This window comes from Methylobacterium iners (assembly GCF_022179305.1).
In the GTDB taxonomy this organism is placed as follows: domain Bacteria; phylum Pseudomonadota; class Alphaproteobacteria; order Rhizobiales; family Beijerinckiaceae; genus Methylobacterium; species Methylobacterium iners.
Window position 1 is genome coordinate 1 of the sequence record NZ_BPQP01000052.1, and the last position, 21,188, is coordinate 21,188.

22 protein-coding genes are annotated in these 21,188 nt (G+C 70.5%); 16 read left to right on the plus strand and 6 right to left on the minus strand.

Going from position 1 to position 21,188, the window contains the following annotated elements; all coding sequences use genetic code 11:
* Positions 1 to 175: 175 nt before the first annotated feature.
* The 3 genes from MFF55_RS16440 to MFF55_RS16450 all read right to left on the minus strand — a co-directional run bounded on the left by MFF55_RS16440 (position 176) and on the right by MFF55_RS16450 (position 2,345).
* The gene (locus tag MFF55_RS16440; protein WP_238245184.1) at positions 176 to 1,267 is read right to left on the minus strand and encodes a 5-(carboxyamino)imidazole ribonucleotide synthase; all 1,092 of its coding nucleotides are present in this window, start codon (positions 1,265 to 1,267) and stop codon (positions 176 to 178) included.
* Between the two features lie 2 nt (positions 1,268 to 1,269).
* Positions 1,270 to 1,767 (minus strand): 5-(carboxyamino)imidazole ribonucleotide mutase, encoded by a 498-nt coding sequence (purE, locus tag MFF55_RS16445; protein ID WP_238245185.1) that lies wholly within the window; start codon positions 1,765 to 1,767, stop codon positions 1,270 to 1,272.
* A 359-nt stretch (positions 1,768 to 2,126) separates the two neighbouring features.
* On the minus strand, positions 2,127 to 2,345 hold the full coding sequence (locus MFF55_RS16450) for a YdcH family protein (protein WP_238245186.1): 219 nt from the start codon (positions 2,343 to 2,345) through the stop codon (positions 2,127 to 2,129).
* 169 nt (positions 2,346 to 2,514) lie between these two features.
* On the opposite strand from MFF55_RS16450, the gene MFF55_RS16455 reads away from it, so the two are divergent.
* Together MFF55_RS16455 and MFF55_RS16460 are read left to right on the plus strand one after the other, a co-directional pair.
* A complete protein-coding gene (locus MFF55_RS16455; protein WP_238245187.1) occupies positions 2,515 to 2,697 on the plus strand; it encodes a YdcH family protein in 183 nt (60 codons plus the stop codon).
* Positions 2,698 to 2,854: 157 nt separating this feature from the next.
* Entirely contained in the window at positions 2,855 to 4,783 is a 1,929-nt protein-coding gene (locus MFF55_RS16460) for a propionyl-CoA synthetase (protein WP_238245188.1), read from the plus strand.
* Positions 4,784 to 4,799: 16 nt separating this feature from the next.
* On the opposite strand, the gene MFF55_RS16465 is transcribed toward MFF55_RS16460, so the two are convergent.
* The gene (locus MFF55_RS16465; protein ID WP_238245189.1) at positions 4,800 to 6,605 is read right to left on the minus strand and encodes a hypothetical protein; all 1,806 of its coding nucleotides are present in this window, start codon (positions 6,603 to 6,605) and stop codon (positions 4,800 to 4,802) included.
* Positions 6,606 to 6,803: 198 nt separating this feature from the next.
* On the opposite strand from MFF55_RS16465, the gene MFF55_RS16470 reads away from it, so the two are divergent.
* The 3 genes from MFF55_RS16470 to MFF55_RS16480 all read left to right on the plus strand — a co-directional run bounded on the left by MFF55_RS16470 (position 6,804) and on the right by MFF55_RS16480 (position 8,816).
* The gene (locus tag MFF55_RS16470; protein WP_238245190.1) at positions 6,804 to 7,922 is read left to right on the plus strand and encodes an NADH:flavin oxidoreductase/NADH oxidase; all 1,119 of its coding nucleotides are present in this window, start codon (positions 6,804 to 6,806) and stop codon (positions 7,920 to 7,922) included.
* 1 nt (position 7,923) lies between these two features.
* Positions 7,924 to 8,286, plus strand: coding sequence for a hypothetical protein (locus MFF55_RS16475; protein WP_238245191.1), 363 nt, complete (start codon positions 7,924 to 7,926; stop codon positions 8,284 to 8,286).
* A gap of 137 nt (positions 8,287 to 8,423) precedes the next feature.
* Positions 8,424 to 8,816: a YciI family protein gene (locus MFF55_RS16480; protein WP_238245192.1), complete on the plus strand. Its 393-nt coding sequence runs from the start codon at positions 8,424 to 8,426 to the stop codon at positions 8,814 to 8,816.
* Between the two features lie 37 nt (positions 8,817 to 8,853).
* On the opposite strand, the gene MFF55_RS16485 is transcribed toward MFF55_RS16480, so the two are convergent.
* Positions 8,854 to 9,594 carry a phosphodiester glycosidase family protein gene (locus MFF55_RS16485; protein WP_238245204.1) on the minus strand — a complete coding sequence of 247 codons (741 nt, stop codon included), beginning with the start codon at positions 9,592 to 9,594 and terminating at the stop codon, positions 8,854 to 8,856.
* 209 nt (positions 9,595 to 9,803) lie between these two features.
* Here MFF55_RS16485 and MFF55_RS16490 point away from each other — a divergent pair, with 209 nt between their 5' ends.
* Complete coding sequence (locus MFF55_RS16490) at positions 9,804 to 10,307, plus strand: hypothetical protein (RefSeq protein WP_238245193.1); 504 nt, start codon at positions 9,804 to 9,806, stop codon at positions 10,305 to 10,307.
* An 84-nt stretch (positions 10,308 to 10,391) separates the two neighbouring features.
* Here the strand turns inward: MFF55_RS16490 and MFF55_RS16495 are convergent, their stop codons facing one another.
* On the minus strand, positions 10,392 to 10,814 hold the full coding sequence (locus MFF55_RS16495) for a DUF4174 domain-containing protein (RefSeq protein WP_238245194.1): 423 nt from the start codon (positions 10,812 to 10,814) through the stop codon (positions 10,392 to 10,394).
* Between the two features lie 123 nt (positions 10,815 to 10,937).
* Between MFF55_RS16495 and curA the strand changes: the two genes are divergently transcribed.
* The 10 genes from curA to MFF55_RS16545 all read left to right on the plus strand — a co-directional run bounded on the left by curA (position 10,938) and on the right by MFF55_RS16545 (position 21,128).
* On the plus strand, positions 10,938 to 11,954 hold the full coding sequence (gene curA / locus MFF55_RS16500) for an NADPH-dependent curcumin/dihydrocurcumin reductase (RefSeq protein WP_238245195.1): 1,017 nt from the start codon (positions 10,938 to 10,940) through the stop codon (positions 11,952 to 11,954).
* A gap of 188 nt (positions 11,955 to 12,142) precedes the next feature.
* Positions 12,143 to 12,700 carry a single-stranded DNA-binding protein gene (ssb, locus tag MFF55_RS16505; protein ID WP_238245196.1) on the plus strand — a complete coding sequence of 186 codons (558 nt, stop codon included), beginning with the start codon at positions 12,143 to 12,145 and terminating at the stop codon, positions 12,698 to 12,700.
* Between the two features lie 72 nt (positions 12,701 to 12,772).
* Positions 12,773 to 13,714, plus strand: coding sequence for a GAF domain-containing protein (locus tag MFF55_RS16510; protein ID WP_238245197.1), 942 nt, complete (start codon positions 12,773 to 12,775; stop codon positions 13,712 to 13,714).
* A gap of 153 nt (positions 13,715 to 13,867) precedes the next feature.
* Positions 13,868 to 16,606 (plus strand): DNA gyrase subunit A, encoded by a 2,739-nt coding sequence (gene gyrA / locus MFF55_RS16515; protein ID WP_238245198.1) that lies wholly within the window; start codon positions 13,868 to 13,870, stop codon positions 16,604 to 16,606.
* Between the two features lie 168 nt (positions 16,607 to 16,774).
* Positions 16,775 to 17,623 carry an outer membrane protein gene (locus tag MFF55_RS16520; protein ID WP_238245199.1) on the plus strand — a complete coding sequence of 283 codons (849 nt, stop codon included), beginning with the start codon at positions 16,775 to 16,777 and terminating at the stop codon, positions 17,621 to 17,623.
* 145 nt (positions 17,624 to 17,768) lie between these two features.
* Positions 17,769 to 18,269: a pantetheine-phosphate adenylyltransferase gene (coaD, locus tag MFF55_RS16525; RefSeq protein WP_238245200.1), complete on the plus strand. Its 501-nt coding sequence runs from the start codon at positions 17,769 to 17,771 to the stop codon at positions 18,267 to 18,269.
* A gap of 46 nt (positions 18,270 to 18,315) precedes the next feature.
* Positions 18,316 to 18,867, plus strand: coding sequence for a peptidylprolyl isomerase (locus tag MFF55_RS16530; RefSeq protein WP_373874819.1), 552 nt, complete (start codon positions 18,316 to 18,318; stop codon positions 18,865 to 18,867).
* A gap of 100 nt (positions 18,868 to 18,967) precedes the next feature.
* Complete coding sequence (locus MFF55_RS16535; RefSeq protein WP_238245205.1) at positions 18,968 to 19,417, plus strand: UCP034077 family protein; 450 nt, start codon at positions 18,968 to 18,970, stop codon at positions 19,415 to 19,417.
* A gap of 210 nt (positions 19,418 to 19,627) precedes the next feature.
* Complete coding sequence (locus MFF55_RS16540) at positions 19,628 to 20,089, plus strand: peptidylprolyl isomerase (RefSeq protein WP_238245202.1); 462 nt, start codon at positions 19,628 to 19,630, stop codon at positions 20,087 to 20,089.
* Between the two features lie 124 nt (positions 20,090 to 20,213).
* Positions 20,214 to 21,128 (plus strand): EamA family transporter, encoded by a 915-nt coding sequence (locus tag MFF55_RS16545; protein WP_238245203.1) that lies wholly within the window; start codon positions 20,214 to 20,216, stop codon positions 21,126 to 21,128.
* Positions 21,129 to 21,188 lie beyond the last annotated feature (60 nt).

Sequence of the window (21,188 nt, forward strand, 5' to 3'; positions counted from 1 at the left end):
AATAATAGCAAGAGAAATCGCTTGGGCAGGACTCCGGACGCGACGCGACCCTCCCGATTGCGTCGCGCAGGGCGCGATCGTTCCGAGGCGGACCCGGGATGACAAAGGTAGCGGCCGGTGCATTCCCGCGACCGACGTCGACGTCCCGGAATCCCCTCCGGTCCGATCATCGACCTCAAGGCTTCAGGCGCGTGAGGTGCCCCATCTTGCGGCCTGGGCGGGCCTCGCCCTTGCCGTAGAGGTGGAGGTGCGTGCCGGGCTGGGCCAAGAGACGCGCCCAATCGTCGGCCTGGGCGCCGATGAGGTTGTGCATCTCGACCGCCATCCCCCCGACCCGCGCCGGATCGCCGAGCGGCCACCCGCAGACGGCGCGGACGTGCTGCGCGAATTGTGAGGTCAGCGCGCCCTCGATGGTCCAGTGGCCGGAATTGTGGACGCGCGGCGCGATCTCGTTGACGACGAGCCTCTGGGCGCCCCCCTCGACCACTAGGAACATCTCGACGGCGAGCACCCCGACATAATCGAGCGCCTCGGCGATGGCCTGAGCGATGCGGATCGCCTCCGCCGCCGTCTCCGGCGCGAGGTCGGGCGCGGGCACGTGGGTCGAGGCGAGGATGTGATCCCGGTGCTCGTTGGCGCAGGGGTCGAAGGCCGCGAAGGCGCCGTCCGCGGCGCGGGCGGCGACCACCGAGATCTCCCGCTCGAAGGGCACGAACCCTTCGAGGATGCAGGGGGCGCCGCCGAAGCCCGCCAGGATCGCGCTCGCGTCGCAGGGGCCTTCGGCCCGGATCATCTGCTGGCCCTTGCCGTCGTAGCCGAAGCGGCGGGTCTTCAGGACGGCGGGCCGGCCGATCTCGGCCAGCGCCGCGTCGAGGTCGGCGGACGTATCGACCGCGCGGAACGGCGCCGTGGGAATGCCGAGCCCGTTGACGAACCCCTTCTCGGACAGGCGGTCCTGCGTCGTGGCGAGCGCCGCGGCGCTCGGATGGAGCGGCGCGCGGGCGGCGAGCCGCTGCGCGGTCGCGTGCGGGATGTTCTCGAACTCGTAGGTGACGACGTCGACGCGGCCGGCGAAAGCCTCGAGCGCGGCCGCATCGTCGTAGGCCGCGACCGTGTGCTCGGCGGCGACGTCGAAGGCGGGGCTGTCGCCGTCGGGAGCGAGGACGTGCACCTTGAGCCCGTAATTCGCCGCCGCGATCGCGATCATGCGGCCGAGCTGGCCGCCTCCGACGATGCCGAGCCGGCCGCCGGGTTTGATCCTGCGCATGCTCACGGCGCCTCGCTCACCGGCCGCTCGGCGACGGACGCGCTCTGGGCGGCCCGCCAGGCGTCGAGCCTGTCCGCGAGAGGCCCATCGGTGAGGGCGAGCACGGCGGCGGCGAGGAGCGCCGCGTTGACGGCGCCGGCCCGGCCGATCGCCAGGGTGCCGACGGGGATGCCCGCGGGCATCTGCACGATCGAGAGCAGGCTGTCCTGGCCGGACAGGGCCTTCGATTCCACGGGCACGCCGAAGACGGGGAGGGGGGTCATCGCCGCGGTCATGCCGGGCAGGTGGGCGGCCCCGCCGGCGCCCGCGATCACGACCTTGAAGCCCGCGTCCCGCGCGCCCTTGGCGAAGGCGACGAGCCGGTCCGGCGTGCGGTGGGCGGACACGATCCGGGTTTCATGGGGGACGCCGAGCGCATCGAGGGTCTCGGCGGCGTGGCGCATGGTGGCCCAGTCGGACTGGCTGCCCATGATGATCGCGACCGGGGGCGCTACCGCCATCGTCGTCATGTCCGTCTGTCGGAATTCGCGAGATCAGATCCTCGCGATGCTCAGAAGGCCGCATACAAGCAGGGTGGGGTGCCCGCAAGCGCCGCGGCTCAGGCTGCGGGGCTCCGAACTCCGGTCTGCGGCGTTGCCCGCGGGGACCATCAACCCGTGTATTCCGGGGCTGCGAAGCAGATCCCGGAACCCAGAGCCGCTGACCTGGCAAGCTGGAGAACCACCGATGGTTCTGGGTTCCGGGCTCGCCTGCGGCGCCCCGGAATGACAGAGGTGGTTGTTCCTGCGGATCGATTCAGCGCCTTGTCGTCAGGAGTTGAGCCAATTTCCCGGCCGCGGCTCACGCCGGGCGCCAGCGCTCAGGCGATGATGTCGGGCGTGACCTGGTCCTCGACGTAGGAGATGCGGTCGCGCAGGACGAGCTTGCGCTTCTTCAGGCGCTGGATCTGGAGCTGGTCCCCCGCGACGCTCACCTCCAGCGCGTCGATGGCCGCGTCGAGGTCGCGATGCTCCTGCCGGAGCCGCGCCAGTTCGGCGACGAGATCGGCGATGGCGTCCTCACCCAACTCACTCGGCATCGTACGCTGTCGTCCCGGGAAAACCTCGCCGCCGAGCATGCGGCAGGGCCGCGGCCGCGGCAAGATCGATCGTCAAGCCCTTGTGAAGCAAAGCCGACAAATGGCTTCGACAGCCGGCCCGACCTGTGCCAGTCTGTCGACGTCGAAACGATGACAGGAGGTACGGCTCATGTCGCTGCAGACACATTTGAACCAGCTCGCACGCAAGCACGAAGCGCTCGAGCGCGAGATCCACGAAGCCATCCACAGCCCCTCGGCGAACGATCTGCGCATCGCAGAGCTCAAGAGACGCAAGCTGCACATCAAGGACGAGATGAAGCGCCTGCGGACCGATTCGGATTCGGTGCACTGACGGCCCGTTCCCAAACCCCATCGTAACTCTTGCGTTCGCCGCCGCGGCTGGTCCCCAGCGCGGCGGTCTTCGTTTCCCGCCTCCCTCGCGGCAAGGCCGCGTTCGGCTATAGAAGGCGGTGAAGCCGGCGCGCACGACCGGCGCGAGGATTGCCCCGATGACAGCCGCACCCGGGCCGCTACCCGGCCGCTACCCCGAGGTCCACGCCGCCTCGCTGGCCGATCCGGAGCGCTTCTGGCTCGAGGCCGCCGGCGCGATCGACTGGGCCTCGCCGCCGCGGCGCGCCTTCGATGCCAGCCTCGGCGCCTACGGCCGCTGGTTCCCGGACGCCGCCCTGAACGCCTGCCACAACGCGGTGGACCGGCACGTCGCGAACGGCCGGGCCGAGCAGACCGCGATCCTCTACGATTCCCCCGTGACCGGCACCAAGCGCGCGATCCGCTACCGCGAACTCCGCGACGCGGTGGCGACGCTCGCCGGCGTGCTCGTCACGCTCGGCGTCGCCAAGGGCGACCGCGTCATCATCTACATGCCGATGGTGCCCGAGGCGCTGATCGGCATGCTCGCCTGCGCCCGGCTCGGCGCCGTCCACTCGGTGGTGTTCGGGGGCTTTGCCGCCAACGAGCTCGCGATCCGGATCGAGGACGCCCGGCCGAAGGTCGTGCTCGCCGCCTCCTGCGGGATCGAGCCCTCCCGCGTCGTCCCCTACAAGCCCTTGCTCGACGCGGCGATCGCCGCCTCGGCCCACAAGCCCGACGCCTGTCTCATCCTGCAGCGCCCGCAGGCCGAGGCGACGCTCGTTCCCGGCCGCGACCGCGACTGGGCCGAGACCACGGCGCGGGCCGAAGGCGCCGGGCTCAAGGCCGATTGCGTGGCCGTCGCCGCCACAGACCCGCTCTACGTCCTCTACACCTCCGGCACGACGGGAAAGCCCAAGGGGGTGGTGCGCGACACCGGCGGCTACTGCGTCGCGCTCGCCTGGTCGATGCCGAACCTCTACGGCGTCGCGCCCGGCGAGGTCTATTTCTGCGCCTCCGACGTCGGCTGGGTGGTGGGCCACTCCTACATCGTCTACGCGCCACTGATGCACGGCTGCACGACGGTGCTCTACGAGGGCAAGCCGGTCGGCACGCCCGATGCCGGCGCGCTCTGGCGGGTCGCCGCGGAATACGGCGTCGCCTGCCTCTTCACGGCGCCGACGGCGCTGCGCGCGATCAAGAAGGAGGACCCGCGCGCCGAGCGGGTCGGATCCTACGACCTCTCGAAGTTCCGCACCCTGTTCCTCGCCGGCGAGCGGGCCGACCCGGATTCCGTGGCCTGGGCCGAGCGGGCGCTCGACCGGCCCGTGATCGACCATTGGTGGCAGACCGAGACGGGCTGGCCCATCGCCGGCAATCCGGTGGGGCTCGGGCTTCTCCCGGTCAAGCACGGCAGCACCGCGGTGCCGATGCCGGGCTACGACCTCCGCGTCCTCGACGAGGCGGGCAAGCCCCTGCCCGCCGACACGATGGGCACCATCGCCCTGAAGCTGCCGCTGCCGCCGGGCTGCCTGCCGACCCTGTGGGGCTCCGACGAGCGCTTCCGCCAGAGCTACCTCACGACCTTTCCGGGCTACTACGACACCTCGGATGCGGGCGTGGTCGATGCGGACGGCTACGTCACCGTGCTCGGGCGGACCGACGACATCATCAACGTCGCCGGCCATCGGCTCTCGACGGGCGGCATGGAGGCGGTGCTCGCGAGCCACCCCGACGTCGCCGAATGCGCCGTCATCGGCATCCGCGACGCGCTGAAGGGCGAGCAGCCTTGCGGCTTCGTCGTGATGAAGTCCGGCGTCGCCCGCGAGCCGGCAGAGGTCGAGCGCGAGCTCGTGGCGCTCGTGCGCGAGCGGATCGGCCCGGTGGCCGCCTTCAAGCTGGCGCTGACGGTCGGGCGGCTGCCCAAGACCCGCTCGGGCAAGATCCTGCGCGGCACCATGAAGCGGATCGCCGACGGCGAGCCCTGGACCCTGCCGCCGACGATCGACGACGCGGCCGTGCTCGACGAGATCGGCGAAAGCCTGAAGGGCAGGGGGATCGGGGGCTAGCGCCGGTCGCTCTCCCTCACCGGCAGTAATCCGGGCGGAAGCGGGCCAGCCTCTTGCGCAGGTTCGCCTCGAATCCGCTCTGCGTGCCCGAGAGGTTCTCGGGCTTGGCGAAGCTTTCGACGGGCTTGCCGAGGCGGGCCAGCATCAGCCGCCAATCGTCGAGGGCGCGGCGCGGGACCGCGTCGGCCTCGATCAGCGCCTCAAGGTCGGGCAGCACGGGCGACGCCTCCGGACCGAGCAGGCACAGCGCCTGGACCGCCGCATTCGCGTCGTCGAAGCGGTCGGGGTCGGATCGCTTCGGAACGGGCTGCGCGTGGGCGTGGGCGATGATCTGCACGAGGTCGCGAGCGGCGGCTCCGCCGCGATCCGCCTGCCGCCGGATGAGGCCCGTGGCCCAGCGTCGCCGCTCGGGATCGGCCAAAAGCCGCGCCTCGTCCGGCGTGGGTTCCGCGAATGATCCGGGCGGCAGCGCCTCCAGGGCTCTTCCGAGCGTGCGGGCCGGCTCGCGATCCTCCGGCACGCGGGCGGCCAGGATCCAGGCCACGATCGGTCCCCGCAGGGCTGCCGCCTCGGGTCCGAGCGCCCTGATCGGCTGGTGGACGGGGGGAAAATCACGCAGGCGGGCATCCCCGATCAGGCGGGCGACCAGGGCCACGTCGCCGGGATAGATGTCCGGCCGTTTGCCGAGCGATCCCATCGAGTCGAAGAGCGGCTGCACGAGGCTGAAGGCTGCATCGCCCGCCGGAACGGCGGGATCATCCAAGGCGGCGACTAGCGCAGCGCGCATGTCGCGACCGCTCGTCCGGGGGACCGTCGCGGCCGGCGACAGGCCGAGATTGGTCGTCCGCTTGAGGAGATCGAGGGTCTCGTAGCCGCCCTCGGTGAGAGAGCGCCGCGCCCAGCCGAAGCGGAAGTCCTGCATCCCGCCGGTGGGCTCGATCCAGAGCGGAGCCTGCAGCAGACGCGCCTTGACGGCGGTCCGCCGCAAGGTCTCGCCCGCGCGGCTCGCGAGCAGGATGCGGCCGTAGGAGGCGTTCGGAGGGAAACCCCATGCCCCCGATCCGCTGAGGAGCGGCCCTTTCGTCAGCCGCAGCGTCCAGTCCGGCTGCGGTGGCGCTGCGTCGAGGGGATCGCGCAGCAGGCAGGTTCCCGCGGCGAGGGCGAGCTTCCAGGCGACGCGCAGGGATTGCACCTCCGGCCAGGCATCGAGCCCGCTGTGCGTTTCGGCCGGGAGGATGGGATCGGAGCAGGCCGGCCCGTTCGCCGACCTGGGCGCCAGTCGGTAGGTCACCGTGTAATCGTCCCGGGCACGAGGCGTCCGCCCCTGGTCCGCGTCGGGCGCTGCCGCCAGGACGACGGCCGTCACGCCTGGCGTGAAGAGGGCCGCCGCGCAAAGGTCGTCGCAGAGATAGGCCTGCCGTTGGCCCTTTCGGAAGGGGGTGACGCCTCCCGTGTTCCGTTCCCTCTCGATACGTAGGATTCCCGAGATCGCGACCGGCGCTTCGGGTTGCCGGTCGCCCTCGCGGGCCTGGGCGACGAGGCCGGCGAGAGGGGTATTCGCGAGGTTCGGCAGGCCTGCGGCGATGCCGGCGGCGAAGACCAGCCCGGCCAGTGCGGCGACCCAGGGCCCGAGACGATGGCGCCCCGGATACCAGACGATGGCGAACAGGGCCCCGTAGAGGAAGGCGCTCGGCATCGCCCCGAGGAAGAGACCTGGCAGGATGAGCGCCATCGCCCCGATAATGACGAGGGCCGGCATCGCGATGACGAGGAGTGCCAGGACGCCGGTGACGATGAGGTAGACCCGAAGGGTCCAGGCCATGGGACGAGCCTTGTGCGTGCGCGGCAAAGCCGGTCCCATGTCCTGAGCCCTTCCGCGGAGCCGAGTGTCGCCCGATAGAGCTTGCGTTTTGTTGAACGCATGGCTCTGGGGGTTCACCCGCACCGCCTCAGAGCATCCTCGGATCGCTCGAACCCGACTGCCTTCCTGACGTTGCCCATCGAAGCCCTGGAGCCGCGAATGCCCCCACGCCTGTTCGAGCCGCTTCGCCTCGACGACCTCGAACTCGACAATCGGATCATCGTGGCGCCGATGTGCCAGTACTCGGCGCATGCCGGTCAGGCCGGCGACTGGCACCTGATGCATCTGGGCCAGCTCGCCCAGTCGGGAGCCGGGCTCCTGACCCTTGAGGCCACGGCGATCTCGCCCGAGGCGCGGATCTCGCCGGCCGATCTCGGGCTCTATTGCGACGAGACCGAGCGGGCGCTCGGCCGCGTCCTCGACGCGGTGCGAGCCTTCGCGCCGATCCCGGTCGCGATCCAGATCGGCCACGCCGGCCGCAAGGGCTCGAGCCGCGCGCCCTGGGACGGCGGCACCCAGATCACGCCGGAAGCACCCGACGGCTGGCGGACGGAGGCACCTTCGGCCGTGCCCCACGGGGAGGGCGAGGTGGCGCCCCATGCGCTGGATGCCGAGGGCCTGAAGCGGGTCCGCGAAGACTTCGTCGCGACCGCGCGCCGGGCGCTGCGGATCGGCATCGAGGGCTTCGAGCTTCACGGGGCGCACGGCTACCTGCTCCACCAGTTCCTGTCGCCGCTCTCGAACCGCCGTACCGACGCCTATGGCGGCAGCCTGGAGAACCGGATGCGCTTTCCACTCGAATGCTTCGAGGCGGTGCGCGAGGCCGTGCCCGCGGGCAGGCCCGTCTGGATGCGGGTCTCGGCGACCGACTGGGTCGAGGAGGGCTGGAGCCTCGACGAGACGGTCGAGCTCGCCCGCGCCCTGAAGCAGCGGGGCGCGGCGGCGATCCACGTCTCGACGGGCGGCCTCTCGACGGCGCAGACCGTTCCGCTGGGCCCGGGCTATCAGGTGCCCTTCGCGGAGCGGATCAAGGCCGAGACGGGCCTCACCACCATCGCGGTCGGGCTCATCACGGAGGCCGCCCAGGCGGAGGCGATCCTGCGGGAGGGCCGCGCCGACGCGATCTCGCTCGCGCGCGCCCTGCTCTTCAACCCGCGCTGGCCCTGGCACGCGGCGGCCGAGCTCGGCGCGCAGGTGCGGGCGCCGCGGCAGTACTGGCGCTCGCAGCCGCGTGAGCACAAGGACCTGTTCCGGGACACGCAGTTCGGGCAGCGCTGAGATGGCGGTGACGACCTTCACGGTGGAGCGCGTGCGGCTCGACGACGAGAACGGCGTCTGCCTGATCTCGGGCGCCGACGACGAGGAGGAGCCCGCCGGCTACTTCATCGTGCAGATCGAGGCGGGCGATCCGGACGGGCCCTTCATCGAGATCTTCGGGGAGGAACTCTCGCAATCCGACGGGGTCGCCTCGCTGGAGATCGGCTCCAGCCACCTCGCCTTCACCTTCGACCCCGCGAGCCTCATCGGGGCGGCGCTGCCGGCCGTGCGCATCGAGTCCCGCGCGGCGATCGGCGAGGCCGTCAGGGCGCGCCTCGTGGCAGCCTTCGGCGACAGGGCGAGCCGCGCCGCGGCGGTGCATTGAGGGCTGGGATCGCGACCGAACCGGCCACATCCTCCCGGAGATCGAAGAAAGTCGGCGACGCATGTCGGCGCGCGGAGGCTCCCGTCGTCGTTCCGGCGTCGGGCCGATCGGGCCGGCGGACGCTTGGGAGTGGGACGATGCGTGTGATGGTGCTCGTGAAGGCGACCGACGACAGCGAGCGGGGCCTGCTCCACACGCCCGAGATGACCGGGATGCTGGAGGCGATGGGCCGGTACAACGCGGCGCTGATCGAGGCCGGCATCCTGCGCGCCGGCGACGGCCTCAAGCCCTCCTCGCACGGCAAGCGCATCGCGTTCGACGGTCCCGGCCGCACCGTCGTCGACGGGCCTTTCGCCCAGACGCGCGAGCTAGTCGCGGGCTTCTGGCTCTGGGAGGTCGAGGACATGGACGAGGCGGTCGCCTGGGTGAAGCGCTGCCCCAACCCCATGCCGGGCCCGAGCGAGATCGAGATCCGGCCGCTCTACGAGATGGCGGATTTCCAGGAGGGCTCCGACGCCGGGACCCGCTGACCGGACGCGCGTGGCCCGGCGGGTTGGTCCCCGATCCCTAGCGCGCCACGGCCCCGACCAGCGGCCCGAGCGGGCGGCTGAGGTCCGAGCGGCCGAGGCCCGGCGCGTAGAGGCTCGACACGCTGCCGTCGAGGAAGAGCGCGTTGCGGCAGCCGAGCTCGTCCTTGAACAGCCGCGCGAAGGCGCCGAAGCTCACGGGCCGCTCCGAAATCGCGAAGATCGCGGTGCGTCCGTCGTCGCGCACGCCGACGCCGTTGCGGATCTTCTGGCTCGGGCCGTCGGCCGAGATCTTGGGGTGGATCTTGCCGTCCACCACCAGCATGGGGCCGGATTGCGTGGCGAAATCGGGCTTGGGTGCCGCCTTGAGGTAGCGGCCGGTCTCCAGGATTCCGGCCCGCTCGCCCTTCACGTAGAACACGCCGTTGGGCTTCAGGTGGAAGTTGCCCGGCCCGTTCGCCGTCGAGGCCGCCTTCAGCTCGCGCCCCTCCTCGACGTAGAGGCCGACCGGCGCCTGGCCCTTGTCGTACATGCCGGCATTCATCGCGAAGCTGAGGCGGCCCCCCTGCTTCTCGGCGAGGTTCGAGAGCGAGGAATAGGGCAGGCCGTCGGGCCCGAGCCAGAACACCCGCACCCGCTCGCGGCGCAGATCCACGCTGCAGATCGTGTAGGTCTCGCCCTCGGACTGGATCGGCCGACAGGGCGAGGCGGGCGCCGCCGCGGCCGGGGCGCTGCCGAGGCAGGCGGCGACGAGCGCGAACGAGAGCGCCCTTCGCGACATCGTGAAACCCGGCATGGTGCGGTCCCTTTGCGGGTCGGGGCTCCCCCGACCGGAGGCGGGCGCTTCCTGGCGCAGAACGGCCTCGGCTTTCAAGGCCCTCCACGGCAGCCCCGATCGCTGCCGGTGGTCAAAATGCAGCATGAACCGTTTCGCGGGCGCGCGCGTTTTCCTGCAACTGAGGGGCGGAGCGCGCAAGTGGAGATGGAACGATGAAACGATTGATGGTGGCGTCGGCCGCGATCCTCGGCGGCCTCGTCATGCTGCCGGTGACGGCAAGCGCGCAGAAGGGCTACGGCGGCGGCTTCGGCGTGGTCTCGGGTCCCACCGCCGGCGGCTTCCGGGGTGGCTTCGGCGGCGGGGGCTTCCGCGGCGGGTTCGGCGGTGGCGGTTTCCGCAGCGCTGGCTTCGGTGGCTATCGCGGCGGCTTCGGCGGATACCGCGGCGGCTTCTACGGCAATCGCGGCTTCTACGGCGGCCGCGGTTTCGGTTACCGTCGCGGCTTCGGCTACGGCGTCGGCGGCCTGGGTCTCGGTCTCGGTCTCGGACTGGCCGCGAGCAGCTACTACGGGGGCTACGGCTATCCCGGCTACGGCTACGCCCCGGTCAGCTACGGAGCCTACGATTACGGCTACGGATCGAGCTGCTACACCGTGCCCCGGACGCGCTGGACGCCCTACGGCTATCGTCGGGTGCTGGTCGAGCGCTGCGACTGAGGCCGGCGCCGACGATGTGCGAGAGGGGCCGCCCGAGGCGGCCCCTTTTCGTTTCCGAGCCTCGCCGCGGGAGGGCGCGGAGGATCAGCGTCCCCGCATCTCGTCCCGCCGCATCGGCATGGCATCGATCGTCGAAAACAGGGTCTTCGTCGAGATCGGGGAGGGCGCGGTGATCTTGGGCTCGCCGTCCTTGCCGACCAGAACGGCGCGGAAACCGTCGCCGGGCAGTCCCAGGCGCCGGCGCAGGGCCACGGCCTCCGGGGTGGCGCCGAGCGCCTCGACGACGGCGAGGTCGCGCTCGGCCATTCCCTCCCGGGCCGCCGCCACAGCCCGGCGCTGCGCCTCGACGTTTCCGTCGGCGGTCGGCGCCGAGATCACGAGGAGCCGCGACTTCCAGCGATAGGCGGACAGCGGATCGCCCGCCGCCTGCGCCGGCCCACCGAGCCCCACGGCCGCCGCCAAGGATGCCGCCAAGCCCGCAGCCGCCATGCCAATCATGCGCCTCATCCCTTCGCCTTCCCGGCCAAAGCCGCCCGACCGCGGCCTTCGCCCATCAACGCGCGACATGCGGGCCGGCTGCGCCGGATCCGACCCGGCATTCCAACCGTTCCCGACCACAGGAGACAGCCGATGAGCGCCGCCAACCGCCGCATCGTCCTCGCGAGCCGCCCCCACGGCGAACCGAGCCCGGCGCATTTCCGCCTGGAGGAGGGCCGCGTGCCGAGCCCGGGTCCCGGGGAGGTGCTGCTGCGAACCCGCTACCTCTCCCTCGATCCCTACATGCGCGGCCGCATGAGCGCGGCGAAATCCTATGCCAAGCCCGTCGAGATCGGCGAGGTCATGGTCGGCGCCACGGTGAGCGAGGTGGCGGCCTCGCAGCACCCGGAATTCCGCGTCGGCGAGACGGTGCTCGCCTCTGCCGGCTGGCAGGATTACGCGCTCTCGAACGGCGCGGGCCTGCGCCGGCTCGATCCCGAGGCGGCGCCCGTGACGACGGCGCTCGGCATCCTCGGGATGCCCGGGATGACGGCCTATACGGGCCTCCTTCAGATCGGTCGCCCGAAGCCCGGCGAGACCGTGGTCGTCGCCGCCGCGGCCGGGCCCGTCGGCTCCCTGGTCGGCCAGATCGCACGGCTGAAGGGCGCGCGGGCCGTCGGCATCGCGGGCGGCCCGGAGAAATGCGCCTACCTCACGCAGGAGCTCGGCTTCGACGCGGCCCTCGACCATCGCGCAAGCGACCTCGCCGGCGACCTCGCCAGGGCCTGCCCGCAGGGGATCGACGTCTATTTCGAGAATGTGGGCGGGGCTGTCTTCGAGGCGGTGCTGCCCCTCCTCAACGACTTCGCGCGCGTTCCCGTCTGCGGCCTCGTCTCGGGCTACAACCTCACGGAGCTGCCAGAGGGGCCCGATCGGACGCCCCTCCTGATGCGCAGCATCCTGACCAGGCGGCTCCACCTGCAGGGCTTCATCGTCTGGGACTTCGCCGAGTGCGAGCCGGACTTCATCCGCGAGGTCGGGGGATGGCTTCGCGAGGGCCGCGTGAGGCACCGCGAGGACATCGTGGACGGCCTGGAGAACGCACCCGATGCCTTCGTCGGACTGCTGCGCGGCGCCAATTTCGGCAAGCTCGTCGTGAAGGTCGGCTGAGGCTTGAGGGGCCGCGGATGCTTGCCCCGCAACGAGAACAGATATAGAACAAAGTGGCGTCCGCGAGTCCCGTGGACAACCGCCTGCGGTGGTTGCCGACCCGGGGCGCCCGTCCCATGAAGGGAGGCCAGGCGCAAGGCTCAGGACGCGTCGGCCCGAGTGAGATCGATCAGTGAGGAGAGCGTAAGATGGCGGGCAGCGTGAACAAGGTGATCCTCGTGGGCAATCTCGGGCGCGACCCCGAGACCCGGCGCCTCGCGTCGGGGGACCCGGTGGTCAACCTGCGCATCGCGACATCCGAGTCCTGGAAGGACAAGGGGTCGGGCGAGCGCAAGGAGAAGACCGAGTGGCACTCGGTGGTGATCTACAACGAGAACCTCGCCCGAGTGGCCGAGCAGTACCTGCGCAAGGGCTCGAAGGTCTATATCGAGGGCCAGCTCCAGACCCGGAAATGGGCGGACCAGTCAGGTGCGGAGAAGTACACGACCGAGGTGGTGCTCCAGCGCTTCCGCGGCGAGCTCACGCTCCTCGACGGCCGCGGCGGCGGTGAGATGGTGGGCGCCGACGACGAGGGCGGCGGCCAGATCAGCCGCGGCGGCGATTACGGCGGGGGCCGTGGCGGCGACAGGGGCGGTGATTTCGGCGGCGGCGGCCGCAGCTCCGGCGGCGGTGACCGTCGCCCCGCGGGTGGCGGAGGCGGCGGTTCGAAGCCGAACTACGACCTCGACGACGACATCCCGTTCTAGGGTCCGCGAGGCTCTCGACCTTCCGGCGGCGCGCGTCTTGCGTCGCCGGGATCAGGGATCGAGAGAGCAGACATGGCGTCCTTCATCCGCGTGACCGAGATCTGGGTGCCCTCCAGGGACGGGACCCGCCTCGAATTCGGCGGCGGGAGCTACGGGGCGCTGACCGGCTTCCACGCCGAGAGCCACCAGACGGTCTTCGGCTACGACGAGGGGCTGCCGGGCCGGGCCTGGTCGACCCGCCGTCCGATCGTCCTCAAGGATCTGCAGAACTCCTACTTCAAGCGCGGCTCCGCGGCCCGCGCCGTCGGGCTCACCTGCGGGCTCGCCCTGCCCATCTTCGCGGGCGACTTCCTGCGGGCGGTGGTGACATTCTTCTGCGGGGACGACCACGCCAATGTCGGCGCCATCGAGGTCTGGGCGAACGACCCAGCCCGGTCGAGCGCCATGGAGCTCGAGGACGGCTATTACGGCAATGCCGAGTTCTTCGAGCGCAACTCGAAGGCCATCCAGTTCGGCAAGGGCCAGGGCCTGCCCGGCGAGGTCTGGGAGCGCGACCGTCCGGTCGTCCTCAAGGACCCCTACGGCTCCCACCGCTTCCTGCGGAAGGCCGAGGCCCTGAGGCTCGGGCGGACCACGGCCTTCGGGCTGCCCTGCCATACCGACCGGAACCAGGCGTTCGTCATGACCTTCCTCTCGGCGCTCGGCACCCCGATCGCCCGCCGCTTCGAGGTCTGGCGCGCCGATCCCAGCGGCGGCCGGCTCACCCACGAGGCCGGCCTGTGCGAGGCCAAGGGCGACCTGACCGAGGGCTACGACGGGCTCGCGCTGACGCGGGAGGACGGGGCGCTGGGCCGGATGCTGATGACCGGCCTGCCCGTCATCACGGAGGACTTTTCCGAGGAGCCCTCGATCCTGGCGACGAGCCTGCGCGAGGCCGGGCTCGCGACCATGGTGGCGATCCCCGTCCTCTCGGCGGATGCGCGCCTCACCGCCGTCGCGGCCTGGTACTTCTAGCCGGACGATGGAGGCGGTGCGAAGCCGGCATTCCGCCTTGCGCGGGCGCGCGATGATGCTTATTTAAGCACCTGATTTCATTCGCCTTCCGCGCCGTAGGCGCGAGGCGACGCGCGAGCGGGCCGTCCGGCATCCGCGATAGGTAAGAAGATCTTGGCAGAGAACGACAATCCCGACGCCGGCGGGACGCCGCCCGCCAGCGACATCCGCCCCGTGTCGATCACCGAGGAGATGCGCCGCTCCTATCTCGATTACGCGATGAGCGTGATCGTGAGCCGGGCGCTGCCGGATGCGCGCGACGGGTTGAAGCCCGTGCACCGGCGCATCCTCTACTCGGCCTTCGAGAGCGGGCACCTGCCGGAGCGCAAATACGTCAAGTCGGCCCGCATCGTCGGCGACGTGATCGGCCTCTACCATCCGCATGGCGACCAATCGATCTACGACGCCCTGGTGCGCATGGCGCAGGACTTCTCGATGCGCCTTATGCTCATCGACGGGCAGGGCAATTTCGGCTCGGTGGACGGCGATCCGCCGGCCGCCATGCGCTACACGGAATCGCGCCTGGCCAAGCCCGCCAACGCGCTTCTGGCCGACATCGACAAGAACACCGTCGACTTCCAGCCGAACTACGACGAGTCGCGCGAAGAGCCCAAGGTCCTTCCCGCCCGCTTTCCGAATCTCCTCGTCAACGGCGCCGGCGGCATCGCGGTCGGCATGGCGACGAACATCCCGCCGCACAATCTCGGCGAGCTGATCGATGCCTGCATCGCGCTCATCGACGATCCGAGCCTCGACGTCGAGGCGCTGACCGAGATCGTGCCCGGCCCCGACTTCCCCACCGGCGGCTCCATCCTCGGCCGCGCCGGCACGCGTCAGGCCTACGCGACGGGCCGCGGCTCGATCATCATGCGGGCGAAGTCCCACGTGGAGGAGCTGCGCAAGGAGCGCGAGGCGCTGATCTTCACCGAGATCCCGTATCAGGTGAACAAGGCGACGCTCATGGAGAAGATCGCCGAGCTCGTGAAGGAGAAGCGCGTCGAGGGCATCTCCGACCTGCGCGACGAGTCCGACCGCGACGGCATGCGCATCGTCGTCGAGATCAAGCGCGACGCCATGGCCGAGGTGGTGCTGAACCAGCTCTACCGCTTCACGCCGCTGCAGAGCTCCTTCGGCTCCAACATGGTGGCGCTGAACGGCGGCCGCCCCGAGCTGATGAACCTGAAGGACCTGCTCCAGGCCTTCGTCGACTTCCGCGAGGAGGTCGTCTCCCGGCGCACCAAGTTCCTGCTCGGCAAGGCGCGCGAGCGCGCCCACGTGCTGTGCGGCCTCGCCATCGCGGTCGCCAACATCGACGAGGTGATCCGCCTGATCCGGACCTCGCCCGACCCGAACACGGCCCGCGAGGCCCTGATGGGCCGCGACTGGCCGGCCCAGGACATCGCCCCGCTGATCGCGCTGGTCGACGATCCTCGCCACCGCGTGAAGGACGACGGCACCTACCGGCTCTCCGAGGTCCAGGCCCGCGCCATCCTCGACCTGCGCCTGCAGCGTCTCACCGCGCTCGGCCGCGACGAGATCGGCGACGAGCTGCGCAAGCTCGCCGAGGAGATCGCCGACTACCTCGACATCCTGCGCTCGCGCCTGCGCATCATGACCATCGTCAAGGACGAGCTCGCCGAGGTGCGCGAGGCCTACGCGACGCCGCGCAAGACCGTGATCCTCGACTGGGATTCGAACGTTGAGGACGAGGACCTGATCCAGCGCGAGGACATGGTCGTCACCGTGTCCCATGCCGGCTACGTCAAGCGCGTGCCGCTCTCGACCTACCGGGCCCAGCGCCGCGGCGGCAAGGGCCGCTCCGGCATGACGACCCGCGACGAGGATTTCGTCACCCGGCTGTTCGTGGCCAACACCCATACGCCGATCCTGTTCTTCTCGAACGAGGGGCAGGTCTACAAGGAGAAGGTGTGGCGCCTGCCGATGGCGGCGCCGAACGCCCGCGGCAAGGCGCTCGTCAACATCCTCTCCATGGAGGCGGGTACGGAGCGGATCACCACGATCATGCCGCTGCCGGAGGACGAGGCCTCCTGGGAGACGCTCGACGTGATGTTCGCCACGGCCTCGGGGCAGGTCCGGCGCAACAAGCTCTCGGACTTCGTGCAGGTGAACCGCGCCGGCAAGATCGCGATGAAGCTCGACGAGGGCGACCACATCGTCCATGTCGAGATCTGCCGGCCGGAGCAGAACGTGCTGCTCACCACGGCGCAGGGCCAGTGCATCCGCTTCCCGGTCGAGGACGTCCGCGTCTTCAAGGGCCGCGATTCCACGGGCGTACGCGGCATCAACCTCGCGCCCAAGGACCACGTCATCTCGATGACGATCCTGAACCATTTCGAGGCCTCGCCCGAGGAGCGGGCGGGCTACCTCAAGATGCGCCGCGCGATCATCGGCGACGGAGCCGACGCGGACGAGAACGGCACCGACGAGGAGGGCGTGGCGGAGGCCACCGCCATCTCGCTGGAGCGCTACAACGAGATGAGCGCCCACGAGCAGTTCGTGCTCACCCTCTCCGAGCGCGGCTTCGGCAAGCGCAGCTCCTCGTTCGAGTACCGGGTCTCCGGCCGCGGCGGCAAGGGCATCACGGCGATGCGGGTCAACCCGCGCAACGGCAGCCTGGTGGCCTCCTTCCCCGTCGAGGCCTCAGACCAGATCATGCTGGTGACCAATGCCGGCCAGCTCATCCGGGTGCCGGTGGACGACATCCGCATCGTCGGCCGCGCCTCGCAGGGGGTGACGGTGTTCAACACCGAGAAGACCGAGCGCGTCGTCTCTGTCGAGCATATCGAGGGCGAGGACGAGACCGGAGAGGACGCCGTCCCGACGGAGGGATGATTCGGCTCGAAGCGCGGCCGGCGGGACCGGGTGCCGTCCGCGCCTTCCGGCGGAACTGCATCGTGCAAAACCGATCTAGCGGTTGAGTGTTGCTGCGAAGTCATAGGCGGAATCGGCCGAAACGGCTAAGTCTGTGCCCACGAAATCGCACAACCCAGGACGCCTACCGTGGTCAAGAAGATCCTCCTCGCCGGAGCCGCCACCGCCCTGATCTCGGGTGCCGCCTCTGCTGCCGACCTTCCCCGTCGCGCAGCGCCGCCCGTGTTCGTTCCGGTCCCGGTCTTCACCTGGACGGGCGCCTATTTCGGTATCAACGCCGGCTACGCCTTCTCGGACAACCGGGACATCCGCACGAGCGGCCTCAACAACCTCGGCGCGCCGGGCGGCGCCAACCTCCAGCTCAACGTCGACCGCGGCCTGCGCCGCGGCAGCGTCCCGCTGGAGCAGGACGGTTTCACCGGCGGTGGCCAGATCGGCTACAACTACCAGTTCACCCCGGGCAGCGGCATCGTCGTCGGTCTCGAGGCCGACGCCCAGTACACGGACCTGCAGCGTCGCCGGGTCGAGACCATCTTCAACCCGGTCTTCAACCCGAATGTGCTGACGAACGTCTACCAGCACGACGTCAACTTCATCGGCACCGTCCGCGGCCGCCTCGGCTACGCCTTCGACCGGGTCCTCGTGTACGGCACCGGCGGCTTCGCCTACGGTGACGTGACCCAGACCGTCACCTTCCAGACCGGCGCCCCGATCACTTATGCCGGCTCGCGCGCCAACATCCAGACGGGCTACGCCTACGGCGGCGGCATCGAGTACGCCCTGCCCACCGACTCGTTCCTGAACTTCTTCAAGTCCTCGGCCGTGACGATCAAGGCCGAGTACCTCCGCTACGACCTCGGCGACCGCTCCGTGCTCGTCGGCTCGACCGGCGGTCCCGGCATCGGCTACGTCTCGACCTTCTCGACCGAGGGCAGCCTCGCCCGCGCCGGCCTGAACTACAAGTTCGGCAGCTACTAGGATCCGGCTCACGCGCCGCCTTCAGGCGGGCGCGAGACCGCATAGGTGTCAGGCGGGCGCTCTTCGGGGCGTCCGCCTTTTCTTTGGTCCAAGGCGTATCGGGGACGGTTCCGTTTCGGAGCGAAATGCTCTACCCCCGCCTTCGATGACCCGCACCGCGCTCTATGCCGGCTCCTTCGACCCGGTCACGAACGGTCACCTCGACGTCGTTCGCCAGGCCTGCCGGCTCGTCCAGCACCTCGTTCTCGCCATCGGCGTGCATCCGGGCAAGGCGCCGCTCTTCACGGCTGAGGAGCGGGCCGAGCTGCTGCGCGAGACCTGCGGGGCGCTGGCCCAGGCCGAGGGCGCGCGGCTCGACGTCGTCACCTTCGGCGACCTCGCGGTGACGGCCGCCCGGCGCTGCGGCGCGACCCTGTTCATCCGCGGCCTTCGCGACGGCACCGACCTCGATTACGAGATGCAGCTCGCCGGCATGAACGGGGCGATGGCGCCCGAGGTCCAGACCGTGTTCCTCCCGGCCTCGACGGGCGTCCGGCCGATCACCGCCACGCTCGTCCGGCAGATCGCCGCCATGGGCGGCGACGTCTCCCCCTTCGTGCCGGCGCCCGTCGCGGAGCGCCTCGCCGCGCGCTTCCGCAAAGCCTGACTCAACCAAGCCTCAAGGAGAACGCCCGCCCATGACGCTCCATACCCTGAACCGTCGCGTCGCGACCCTCGCGCTCGTCTGCGGCGTCGCCCTCGGCTCCAGCGCAACCGCGCAGACGCCCGATGCCAACACCGTCTATCTCGACACCAAGGACGGCCGCGTCACGATCGCCCTGCGCCAGGACCTGGCGCCCAAGCACGTGGCGCAGCTCAAGACGCTGATCGGCCAGGGGTTCTACAACGGCCTCAAGTTCCACCGCGTCATGGACGGCTTCATGGCCCAGACCGGCGATCCGAAGGGCAACGGCACCGGCGGCTCCCAGCTGCCGGACATTCCCGCCGAGTTCTCGCAGGCTCCCTTCCGCCGCGGCACCGTCGGCATGGCCCGCTCGTCCGACCCGAACTCGGCGAATTCTCAGTTCTTCATCTGCCTTGGCGACGCGCCCTTCCTGGAGGGGAAGTACACCGTCGTCGGCACCGTCACCTCGGGCATGGAGGTGGTGGACGCGATCAAGAAGGCCGCCCCCGGCGCGCCGGGCGGCGCGGTGCAGAACCCGGACAAGATCGTGAAGATGCAGATGGCGCAGGGCGGGAGGTAGCGGTGCGCTCATCCCTGGCAGGGGGTCGCTGAGGCGCGTGGCGGATCCCCGGCGGCTTCTCGCTCTCCTCGGTCTGACGCTGGCCGTGCAGGCCTCCGCGATGGGTTGCGCCATCGGCGGCGGCTTCTACGGACGGCAGCCGCCCCTGAGCCTGCCCCAGACCCTGCGCGGGACCGTGCAGGTGCCGCTGCCCGATTCGGGCCACGCCTTCGCGCAAGGCGGAGGGAAGCCGGCCGACACCCTGCGGGAGCTCTACCCGACGCTGGCGGCCTGCTGGGAGGCGCCCGCCGGCCTCGCCAAGCTGGAGCGGACCGAGATCACCGCCCGGTTCTCCCTGCGCCGGGACGGTTCGCTGATCGGGGAGCCGCGCATCACCTTCGCGACGCCGCCGGCCGAGACGCGCGCCCGGGACATCCTGACCGAGGCCACGGTCGCGGCGATCCGGCGCTGCACGCCGGCGCGCATCACCGCCGCCCTGGGCGGCGCCATCGCGGGCCGTCCCATGGCGTTGCGCTTCATCTATTCCGGGCCGCGCGGGCAGGGGATCTGACGACGGGTCGATCTCCAGCCTTCGCCGCGTTACCTATGCGGCGGGTGCAAGAATCCCGGACACCAGGGCGATGCCGGTGCGGGCCACGACCGGGTCGATCGGCCGCCGCGCGGCGCCCGGGACCAGGACGGCGGCCGCGTCCCGCGAAGCGGGAGGGGCGGTCGCCCTCTCCACCATTCCCAAAGACCGAAACCCAAGGAGGGTGACAGCATGGCAGACAACAACGAGACGATCGTCCTGGAGACGACCAAAGGCCGGGTGGTGATCGCCCTGCGGCCCGACCTCGCCCCGAACCATGTCGAGCGGATCAAGACGCTCGCGGGCCAGAACTTCTACGACGGGGTGCCCTTCCACCGCGTCATCGACGGCTTCATGGCCCAGACCGGCGATCCGACCGGGACCGGCTCGGGCGGCTCGGACCTTCCCGACCTCAAGGCCGAGTTCAACGACGAGCCGCACGTGCGCGGCACCTGCTCGATGGCGCGGACCAACTTCCCGCACTCGGCGAACTCGCAGTTCTTCATCTGCTTCGGCGACGCCCGCTTCCTCGACAAGCAGTACACCGTCTGGGGCAAGGTAATCGAAGGCATGGACGTCGTCGACACCATCAAGAAGGGCGAGCCGGTCCGCGATCCCGACAAGATCGTCAAGGCGACCGTCGCCGCGGCGTAAGCCCGCCCGCGCCACGCAAGCTCGGAGGCGACCCTGCGCGGGTCGCCTCCCTCCGCGGCATCCGTCGCGACGTCCCGCGAGGTCGTCGGACGGAGCGGCGATCCGGTGCCGCGTGAGATCAGCCATGACGAGCCCCGCCGCCCTGCCGTTCCGCGACGTGGCCCTCGCGACGGCCGTGGTGGCCGTCTGGGGCACGAACTTCGTGGTGATCCGGATCGGCCTCGACCACCTGCCGCCGCTCCTCTTCGCCGCCCTGCGCTTCCTGCTCGCGGCCTTTCCCGCCATCCTCCTTATCCCGCGCCCGCCCGCGCGCTGGGGTAACCTCGCGGCCTACGGGGTGCTGATCGGCGCCGTGCAGTTCGGCCTGCTCTTCATCGCCCTGCTCGGCAGCATCTCGCCGGGTCTGGCCTCCCTCGTCATCCAGATCCAGGTCTTCTTCACGATCGGGCTCTCGATGCGGCTGACGGGCGAGCGCGTGCGGGGCTACCAGTGGTTCGCGCTGCTGCTGGCCGCCTCCGGGATCGGCGTCATCGCGCTCAACGCGGATGCGACGGCCACGCCGCTCGGGCTCGGGCTGATCATCCTGGCGGCGCTCGGCTGGGCCGGCGGCAACATCGTCGCCAAGCGCAGCGAGGTGCGGAACATGCTGGCCTACGTCGTCTGGGCGAGCCTGTTCTCGGTCCCGCCGCTCCTCGCCCTCTCCCTCGTCCTCGAAGGCTGGGACGCCATCCGGGACGGTCTCCTGCGGGCCGATGCGGTGACGTGGGCGGCCGTCCTTTGGCAGTCCGTCGGCAACGTCATGTTCGGCTACGCCGTCTGGGGATGGCTGCTCTCGCGCCACCCCGCGGCCCTGATCACGCCGATGGCGCTGCTGGTGCCGGTCTTCGGCATGGGAGCCTCGGCCTATTGGCTCAGCGAATCGCTGCCGCCCTGGAAGATCGCGGCGGCGATCCTCGTCATCAGCGGCCTCGCGATCGGCATCTTCTATCCGCGCCTGATGCACCGGGTCCCCGGCATCAAGCTGCCGCCCGCCGCCTGATACGGCTTCGGGTCGATCGGTTCAGCTGCTTCCAGGCGCCCCTTTCCCGGACGGGTGGAG

Bases quoted from the DNA above. Each gene is read 5' to 3' on its own strand.
- MFF55_RS16440 (WP_238245184.1), bottom strand. From the start codon at position 1,267: ATGCGCAGGATCAAACCCGGCGGCCGGCTCGGCATCGTCGGAGGCGGC.
- purE (WP_238245185.1), bottom strand. From the start codon at position 1,767: ATGGCGGTAGCGCCCCCGGTCGCGATCATCATGGGCAGCCAGTCCGAC.
- MFF55_RS16450 (WP_238245186.1), bottom strand. From the start codon at position 2,345: ATGCCGAGTGAGTTGGGTGAGGACGCCATCGCCGATCTCGTCGCCGAA.
- MFF55_RS16455 (WP_238245187.1), top strand. From the start codon at position 2,515: ATGTCGCTGCAGACACATTTGAACCAGCTCGCACGCAAGCACGAAGCG.
- MFF55_RS16460 (WP_238245188.1), top strand. From the start codon at position 2,855: ATGACAGCCGCACCCGGGCCGCTACCCGGCCGCTACCCCGAGGTCCAC.
- MFF55_RS16465 (WP_238245189.1), bottom strand. From the start codon at position 6,605: ATGGCCTGGACCCTTCGGGTCTACCTCATCGTCACCGGCGTCCTGGCA.
- MFF55_RS16470 (WP_238245190.1), top strand. From the start codon at position 6,804: ATGCCCCCACGCCTGTTCGAGCCGCTTCGCCTCGACGACCTCGAACTC.
- MFF55_RS16475 (WP_238245191.1), top strand. From the start codon at position 7,924: ATGGCGGTGACGACCTTCACGGTGGAGCGCGTGCGGCTCGACGACGAG.
- MFF55_RS16480 (WP_238245192.1), top strand. From the start codon at position 8,424: ATGCGTGTGATGGTGCTCGTGAAGGCGACCGACGACAGCGAGCGGGGC.
- MFF55_RS16485 (WP_238245204.1), bottom strand. From the start codon at position 9,594: ATGTCGCGAAGGGCGCTCTCGTTCGCGCTCGTCGCCGCCTGCCTCGGC.
- MFF55_RS16490 (WP_238245193.1), top strand. From the start codon at position 9,804: ATGAAACGATTGATGGTGGCGTCGGCCGCGATCCTCGGCGGCCTCGTC.
- MFF55_RS16495 (WP_238245194.1), bottom strand. From the start codon at position 10,814: ATGAGGCGCATGATTGGCATGGCGGCTGCGGGCTTGGCGGCATCCTTG.
- curA (WP_238245195.1), top strand. From the start codon at position 10,938: ATGAGCGCCGCCAACCGCCGCATCGTCCTCGCGAGCCGCCCCCACGGC.
- ssb (WP_238245196.1), top strand. From the start codon at position 12,143: ATGGCGGGCAGCGTGAACAAGGTGATCCTCGTGGGCAATCTCGGGCGC.
- MFF55_RS16510 (WP_238245197.1), top strand. From the start codon at position 12,773: ATGGCGTCCTTCATCCGCGTGACCGAGATCTGGGTGCCCTCCAGGGAC.
- coaD (WP_238245200.1), top strand. From the start codon at position 17,769: ATGACCCGCACCGCGCTCTATGCCGGCTCCTTCGACCCGGTCACGAAC.
- MFF55_RS16535 (WP_238245205.1), top strand. From the start codon at position 18,968: ATGGGTTGCGCCATCGGCGGCGGCTTCTACGGACGGCAGCCGCCCCTG.
- MFF55_RS16540 (WP_238245202.1), top strand. From the start codon at position 19,628: ATGGCAGACAACAACGAGACGATCGTCCTGGAGACGACCAAAGGCCGG.
- MFF55_RS16545 (WP_238245203.1), top strand. From the start codon at position 20,214: ATGACGAGCCCCGCCGCCCTGCCGTTCCGCGACGTGGCCCTCGCGACG.